The organism is Knoellia aerolata DSM 18566 (assembly GCF_000768695.1).
GTDB classification, from domain to species: Bacteria; Actinomycetota; Actinomycetes; order Actinomycetales; family Dermatophilaceae; genus Knoellia; species Knoellia aerolata.
The window spans coordinates 1-7,079 of record NZ_AVPL01000095.1 but is presented as its reverse complement, the minus strand read 5'-3'; the positions used below and the strand labels follow the sequence as shown (position 1 = coordinate 7,079).

The 7,079-nt window shown below is 70.6% G+C and carries 6 protein-coding genes; 1 reads left to right on the top strand and 5 read right to left on the bottom strand.

From position 1 onward, the window contains the following. The first annotated feature begins 189 nt into the window (after positions 1 to 189). On the top strand, positions 190 to 984 hold the full coding sequence (locus tag N801_RS18165; protein ID WP_035940720.1) for a dienelactone hydrolase family protein: 795 nt from the start codon (positions 190 to 192) through the stop codon (positions 982 to 984). Positions 985 to 1,436: 452 nt separating this feature from the next. Here the strand turns inward: N801_RS18165 and N801_RS18160 are convergent, their stop codons facing one another. The 5 genes from N801_RS18160 to N801_RS21180 form a co-directional block, all read right to left on the bottom strand. After that, positions 1,437 to 2,240: a hypothetical protein gene (locus N801_RS18160; RefSeq protein WP_156996903.1), complete on the bottom strand. Its 804-nt coding sequence runs from the start codon at positions 2,238 to 2,240 to the stop codon at positions 1,437 to 1,439. A 339-nt stretch (positions 2,241 to 2,579) separates the two neighbouring features. After that, positions 2,580 to 2,903 carry a CARDB domain-containing protein gene (locus N801_RS18155; protein WP_169744298.1) on the bottom strand — a complete coding sequence of 108 codons (324 nt, stop codon included), beginning with the start codon at positions 2,901 to 2,903 and terminating at the stop codon, positions 2,580 to 2,582. Between the two features lie 69 nt (positions 2,904 to 2,972). After that, positions 2,973 to 4,577 (bottom strand): hypothetical protein, encoded by a 1,605-nt coding sequence (locus N801_RS18150; RefSeq protein WP_035940717.1) that lies wholly within the window; start codon positions 4,575 to 4,577, stop codon positions 2,973 to 2,975. Between the two features lie 10 nt (positions 4,578 to 4,587). Beyond that, positions 4,588 to 6,276: a hypothetical protein gene (locus N801_RS18145; RefSeq protein ID WP_035940716.1), complete on the bottom strand. Its 1,689-nt coding sequence runs from the start codon at positions 6,274 to 6,276 to the stop codon at positions 4,588 to 4,590. Then, positions 6,276 to 7,079, bottom strand: an 804-nt coding sequence (locus N801_RS21180; protein ID WP_035940715.1) for a hypothetical protein, incomplete at its 5' end; no start/stop codon positions are given. The genes N801_RS18145 and N801_RS21180, both read right to left, overlap by 1 nt.

The window sequence follows — 7,079 nt, the reverse complement described above, 5'->3', positions numbered from 1 at the left end:
TTGACATCAGAGGGGTGCCGGAGTGACGCGCCTGCGCCAGCGCTTTGGCGGCGTTGAACAGCGCCGTAGAGACGTTCGGTTGTGGGGCAGGTGCACACCGGGCGCCTCGCTTGTGGCGGGGTTTCTCTGGCCATTGCGGTCGGGGGTGGCCGCGTCCATGCTGGGCGGACCATGGATGGGAGCGGTCGGATGAGCCTCGGCAGCCAGATCGGCCCGGAGTTCCGGGCGTTCGACTTCGCACACGACGGGCGCACGTATGAGGTCTTCCGGGGTGGTTTAGGGCCAGCGGTTCTCGTGCTCCACGAGATCCCTGGGCTGCATCCGGGAGTCATCGATTTCGCCCGTCGGCTCGTCGACGCTGGGTACACCGTGTACCTGCCATCCCTGTTCGGGCGCCCCGCAACCCCCGCGAACGGACGGGAGATCCTGCGATCGATCGTGCAGGTTTGCGTGGCGCGGGAGTTCACCAAGCTGGCCGATCGCACGAGCCCCATCGTCGGGTGGCTGCGGGCACTCGCTGCGTCGGCCGACCGTGAGTGTGGGAGTCGCGGGGTGGGCGTGGTCGGGATGTGCTTCACGGGGGGTTTCGCGCTGGCGACAGCGCTCGAACCGTCGGTCGTCGCGTCCGTCGTGAGCCAGCCGGTCATGCCCGCGCCAATCGGGAAGCGTGGCCGTGCCGCCCTGGGCTTGGATCCTGAGGATCTGTCGACCATCAGGGGACGAGCGAACAACGGCCTGCACGTGCTCGGACTCCGGTTCACCAATGACCGCGGTTGCCCTCCGGAGCGATTCGAGACCCTGCGGGCGACGCTCGGGACATCCTTCGAGGGGATCGAGATCGACTCGTCGCCGGGCAACGCGGCTGGCCTCGCGCCGTCGGCGCACGCGGTGCTCACGGTCTCTCTCGTCGACGAGCCGGGGCATCCGACCCGGGTCGCCCTCGACCGGGTCCTCGCGTTTCTGGCCGAGCAGTTGCGTCATTGATGCAGTGTCGCTGGCGCGCAGGGTCATCCGGGCCAGCCTCTTGCAGGCTTGGAAGGGCCATCCCATCTCCCGCATCCGCTGCAACCCTGTGGGCAAGAAGGGCCGGCACGGGAAGGTCCCAGCCGAGTGGAAGCGCGATGTCCTGACTGTGCACGATGACGTCGAACCGAGCGTTCGGGTGTCCAGCGGCTTCGCGGTACCCCGTTCTCACGCGCCGTCACGAAGCAGGGCGAGGACTTCCTATGGTCGACGCGACGGACCCCTCCCCGGGTGGCGATCAGCGTGTTGCAGCGGTTGGGGTCGAGCCGTGCAAGTGGGGCGCCTTCCTCATCATCCGCCATGTGGTGATCACCGGCACCACCACGAGGTGACCGGCGGCGTCGTGGACCCGCCATCCACGGCACACCGACCTTTGCGGCTACGAAGCCGAGTGACCGTACATGCGGGGCATGTCAGAATTTGGGTTCGTGCTCAACATTGATCACGTCCCCTTTGGGCCCATAGGTCAAGACGGTGCCTTCCCACTGGCCGAAGTCCAGCCCGGACCCAGCGGTATGCAAGGTATAGAACTGCGTGGCCGTGGAGGCGCGAACGGACGTGTTCAAGGTCTGGGCCATTCGAGAACAGAAGACGTTTCCGTCGCCCTTCCCCGGTGCAATGAATGCGACTGAGCAGGAGAAGAGATCGACGCCTGCGCGGAACCTGTCTCGGAGGACGGAGAGGCTGGCCAGGTTATCCAGACCCAACCCTTCCTTGCACACTTGCACGTGCCCGGGTGCACCGTGGGCCATGAGTTTCAGGCGCACGGGGTCGGCATTATGCAGTGCGGTGTCACCGCCCGTCAGGATGAAGAAGGCCAAGGGCGTGTTCGCGTCGACTTCCAGAACAGAGTCGCCGGCAGGCTTGGTGCCCTGAAGGCGTGTATCGCGGCACACGAACCGATGTATGGCGGGTGCGCCCGGGCCAGCAAAGAGGTCCTCGCCGAACTCGTCGGGCGCTCGGAAGAACCCCCTCAGCGCCGAGAATGTCAATCGCCCGGGCTCGACGAGCCCATCTTGAAAATTGAACTGCTTGACCTGGAAGGAGTTGATGGCTGAGATGGTCAACGGGCCAACGAGGCCATCGACTTCCAGCGGAGAAACCGGACCACCGGACGCCGCATCTACATGATTCAACAAAGCCTGCACCGTGAACACGTCGTCTGGTTCGTTGACCCCTCCGGCTCCGACACTGCCGTTGATCTGGCGAATCGTCATTGGACTTCTCCCATTGATAGTGGCCCCGTAGGGCACGGTTGGACATTCTCGAGGTGCGCCCGCCGAGGACTCGCCGGCCCCCGCGCTCTGCGACCTGCAGATGGGGATCTCAGTCGGGGTTCTCGAAGGGATGCATCGTCGTGGAGTCGTATCTCAGAGTTCGGCACGGCGTCGGCGTCCGCGACCAACACCCGGATGACCAGGTCATCGGTCAGCGCGGCGGCGTGCAGACGCAAGCCGACATCGACACCCCGCGCTCCGGGCGGAACGGCAGCGCCGCGGACAGACCCACTGCGAGGGGCGTCCTTGGTGGCCAGCACCTCGTCGGTGACGTCCATTTCACTCGCAGTCCTCGATGATGACGTTCCCGAAGAAGAGCGGGCCTCGGGCGTTGACCACGACGTTCATCGTGTAGTCCCCGGCCGGCAGGTTGAAGGTGAGGGTGCGCGTCGCGGACTGGCCGGGCTGCAGGCCGTCGCAGTCGAGGGTCTGGCTGTCGCCGGAGCCCGCGTCGTCCATGTCGAAGATGTCCTGGTAGTTCTCCGACGCCTCGTCGCCGAGGTTCACCTCCTGCCAGGTGACGGTGAAGTCCTCTCCCCCACAGGGGTTCACGGGGTCGGTGACAAAAGTGACCTGGGTGTCGAGGTCGATGAGTGCTGGCATGGCGTGCTCCTTGGTCGTTGACGTGGTCATTGGGGATGTCGTCGCGGATGCGTGAGCGAGATGCCCCGGTCAGGGCCCTCCCCCGGGCGCGCCCGGCGCACCGGCCGAGGCCGGCACGAAGCTCTTGAGCCGTCCCGACGCAACGGTGTCGGGCTCGGCCTTGGCGAGTACCAGCCCGCCACCGTCCGGGGCGGGCACAGCGGGCGAGCGTTCGAGGTGGAAGGCGCCGGCGGCATCCGAGTCGACCGGCGTGACCGTCGTGGCACCGCCGACGATGAACGACACCTCGACCGCCGTGGATGCCGGAAAGCCCGTCCCGTCGACGACGACCGCGGCGGCGGACTCGGTGAGGATGAGCCCCGGCAGCGCCACCACCGGAGGCGGAGGGGGGAGGACCGCGACGAACAGCGCCGGGCTCCCCGTCGCGTCGTGGCCCGCTGCGTCGCTACACAGGCCGGGCCCGGCATCCGTGTCAGGGGAGAAGAGCTGGGCGCACCGGGCACAGATCAGCCATCCCGGCTCGGCCCCCTCGGGCGGGTCGTCGCGCGGGATGCCGTAGACCCAGCTCTCGGTGATGTCGTGGGGGGCGCCGTCGACACACACGCCGGTAAAGCTCGGCCCACCGTGCACGAGCACCTGGCAGCGGTGGCACCATGCGAAGCTGCCCTCCTGCCCGAAGTCCACGCCGCCCTCAAAGGCTTGGTATGCCGGACTGCCCGTGACGTCATGCGAGGCGCCGTCGCGGCAGGGCCCGTCGGTGACCGACGACAGCACCAGTGAGCGGCAGCGCACGCACCGGCGCCACCCCGGCTGGCCCTGGTCGAGCGAGTCGGGCCAGACGCTGTAGGCGCCGCTGCTCGCGTGGTCGTGCAGGTCGCCTGCCGGGCAGCGGCCGACGGCGAACCCGGTGTAGCTGAGCGTCTGGCACTTGGGGCACCAGCGCCATCCGGGCTGGGCGTCGGGAACGTCGTCGACGGGCAGCGTGTAGGGCAGGGTGTCGGTGAAGTCGTGGGCACCGCCGAGCGCGCACACCCCACCCTCGGCGGAGAAGGCGAGCCGGTGGCACCGGCGGCAGAAGCACCAGCCCTGCTGGTCGTGCGCGCGCTGGCCCCCGTAGGCCACCCGGTAGCTGTTGTTGGGGCTGTGGTCGGCGCCATCGACGCACCCGGCACCCTCGAACGGTCCGAAGCGGATCAGGCCCTGGCACACAGAGCACCACGACCAGTCCTTCTGCACCGCGAGGTCGACCTGGGGCAGCACGTACTCGAAGCTGCCCGCAGGGTCGTGCTCACCACCGGCGAAGCACGCCGTGCCCGAGCTCCCCTGGTGCGGCAGGTGCCAGAGCCGTTGGCACTTGCTGCACCAGCGCCATCCAGTCTCGCACTCGGGCTGGCCGCCGAAGGGCACGTTATACGTGGCGTCGAACTCGTCGTAGGTGTGGGGGGCCTGGTCGAAGCAGACCCCGGGGTTGCCGGTGAAGCAGAGCCCGCCGCACTTGTTGCAGCGGCCCCAGCCGGCTTGGCAGTCGGCCTCCACGTCACCCCAGGGCGCCTTGTACTCCGCGCTGGTCGGCCACCGGTGCATCGCCCCGCCGACGCAGCTCTGGCCGGGGGAGTCCATGAAGAAGATTCCCTCGCAGACGTTGCACCGGCGCCAGCCGTCCTGGGTGTCCATCGGCCCTCTCCTACTGCTCGGTCTCGAGCTGGTCGAAGCGCAGCCCGCTGTCGCCCTCGCCCGTGCCGGTGAGCCGGCGGCGGGCGGCCCAGACGTGGCGGGTGCCGTCGTACCAGCGGCTGTGCTGCCAGGTGCGCACCACCCGGGTGCCTGAGCGCGGCACCTCCTCCTCGTGCACGACCGACCCGACCGGCGGCAGCAGCGTGCCGACCGGACGGTCGTTGCTGGGGGCGCCGTCCACGAGCCTGGTGAAGGGCACCAGGCGCAGCCGAACCGACTCGAGGTCGGCGAGCTGCTCGGGCAGCAGCGGGAACCAGTGGTCGGGCACCTCGGTGGTGACGCGGTAGAGCGGGTCGGATGCCGCGAGGGCCGCGCCTCCGGCGCCCGCCTCCGCGGCTTCCAGGGCCTCGGCACGGCGAATCGCCCAGCGCGAGAACCGGTCGAGCCGGCGTCCGGCGTCGTCGCGGACCAGCGACTCCACGGCCCAGGCGACGTTGGCCATCTCGTCGCGCATCAGGCTCACCACGTCGACCGGTGCGCTCTCGAGGGAAGCCGGGAGCGTGGGGGGCAGGAAGAACCACGGGCTCGTGGGCCGCTCCTGGTCGGGCTCGAGTGGCTGCCCGGCATCGGTGAGCGCGAACAGGTTCCAGCCGTCCTGGTCGCGCCCCAGCTGGGTGAGCTCGACCGGCTCGTCGAACGTCGTGTGCACGGTGAAGCGCACGACCCGGCTCAGCGAGGCCACCGGCAGGCGCACTGGCAGCACGAACCAGTCGTTGCCGTAGACCGTCGCGAACGAGACCAGCATCAGCCGGCCGAGGTCGATGGGGGCGGCGTCGATCGAGCCCGGGTCGAAGCGGGCGTCCTCCATCTCCCACAGGCGCGGGGCCGGCATCCCGCCGAAACGTGCCGGGGCGGGGATCGCGACCTGGTGGTGCAGCACCGCGCCGGCTACCGGGTCGGCCCTGCCGACGGCGTCAAGGGCCGACCAGTCGAGCCGGCCGCCGGCGTACTCGGTGGCGTGCAGTTCGAGGCCGTCGAGGGCTTGCGACCGCAGGGCGAAGCGGTGCTCGAAGCGGGTCTCGTCCCAGGCGTCCTGGTCGGCGGGGATCGCCGCCGGCGCCCGCGTGGTCCACCACTGCAGCCAGTTCTCGGCGAGCGCGCCGAGCTGGGCGGGGGCCGACTCCACGGGCCCGAGCGCCTCGAGCGCGGCGACCTCGTCGGCCCGGTCGGCCGTGGTCGCGAGGGCGGTGAGGCAGCGGACCAGGGCCCGCCCGTCCGGCAGTTCGGCGCGCACCCGTGCGTCGAGCGGGTCGGCGAGCTCGGCGTGGGGGAACGGGCAGCGTGCAACGAACGCCGCGAGGTCGTCGCCGCGACCTGCTGCCGTGAGGGCGCGGCGCAGCCGGAGGCCGCCCTCGAGGGCGAGGCGCGGCGAGGGGCCGCCCTCGTGCTCCTCGACGAGGCGCTCGAGCGGGGTGGCCCGCACGTCGTAGCCGGTCCACTGCTCGGCATCGGCCGGCCGCCACTGGTCGACCGGGTGCACCTCGAGGTCGACCTCGACCCAGGCCGGCGACGCGACGTTCTCGTGGGTGAATTCGCCGAACTGCCACTGCCGGCCGATCAGCCACAACGGGTCGTGCAGCCGCATCGCCAGGCCCTCGTCGATGCCGGTGCCGCGCGGTGAGGTCTCGTAACGGTGCATCAGCCCACCTCGTCGACGATCGGCAGGGCCGCGAGCTCGGGCAGGTCGGCGAGGTCGAGCACACGCACCTTGCTCAGGGCCAAGGTCTCCTCGACGCAGCCGTGGACGTCCTCGAGGCACCAGCCGCGGGCGAGGTCCGGAGGCACGGCCACGAGCATCGCTTGCGGCGGCCGTGCGCCCGGGCGGTCGAAGTCGAAGGCGATCCCGGTGACCTCCTCGGGGGTCACCGCCGCGTGCGGCACCGTCTCCGACCATCCGTCGACCACGAGTCCGGCTCGGATGGCGGCATCCCCGTCGGTGACGAGCACGACCGACCCCTGCGAGGCGGTCGACTCCGCGGGTGCGCCGGTGGCCGACCACGGGGCGGCAGCCGCCCCGGCCGTCACCTGCTGGTGCACGCGCAGGCGCGCGGGGGCTGCCCCGCCGAGCACCTCGCTCGCGACGAGCGCGACATCGAGCGTCTCGACCTGCGGCCGCACCAGCACCTGGTCGCGCAGCCAGTCGGCGACGTCGTCCTGGGAAGGCTGTGGGGCCGGTGGCGTGGGGGGCGAGCTCGTGAGCGCCGGCGCGACACGGACCGCTGGGTGCAGCAGCCGGTCGACGGTGCTCAGCACGCGCTCCAGCCAGGCGTCGGCCGCACCCGCCTCGGCGTCGCCCGCCGGCAGCGACGGCAGCTCGACGGTCGCGGCCTGCACCGCGGGAAAGGCACCGGCCTCGGCACCGGCCGGTGGCAGCACGCCCAGGGCGGTGAGATCGGCCAGCACCGTGGCCCGGGCGGCGGCGTCGGCGGCATCCGCGTAGCG

Bases quoted from the DNA above. Each gene is read 5' to 3' on its own strand.
- N801_RS18145 (WP_035940716.1), bottom strand. From the start codon at position 6,276: ATGCACCGTTACGAGACCTCACCGCGCGGCACCGGCATCGACGAGGGC.
- N801_RS18165 (WP_035940720.1), top strand. From the start codon at position 190: ATGAGCCTCGGCAGCCAGATCGGCCCGGAGTTCCGGGCGTTCGACTTC.
- N801_RS18155 (WP_169744298.1), bottom strand. From the start codon at position 2,903: ATGCCAGCACTCATCGACCTCGACACCCAGGTCACTTTTGTCACCGAC.
- N801_RS18160 (WP_156996903.1), bottom strand. From the start codon at position 2,240: ATGACGATTCGCCAGATCAACGGCAGTGTCGGAGCCGGAGGGGTCAAC.
- N801_RS18150 (WP_035940717.1), bottom strand. From the start codon at position 4,577: ATGGACACCCAGGACGGCTGGCGCCGGTGCAACGTCTGCGAGGGAATC.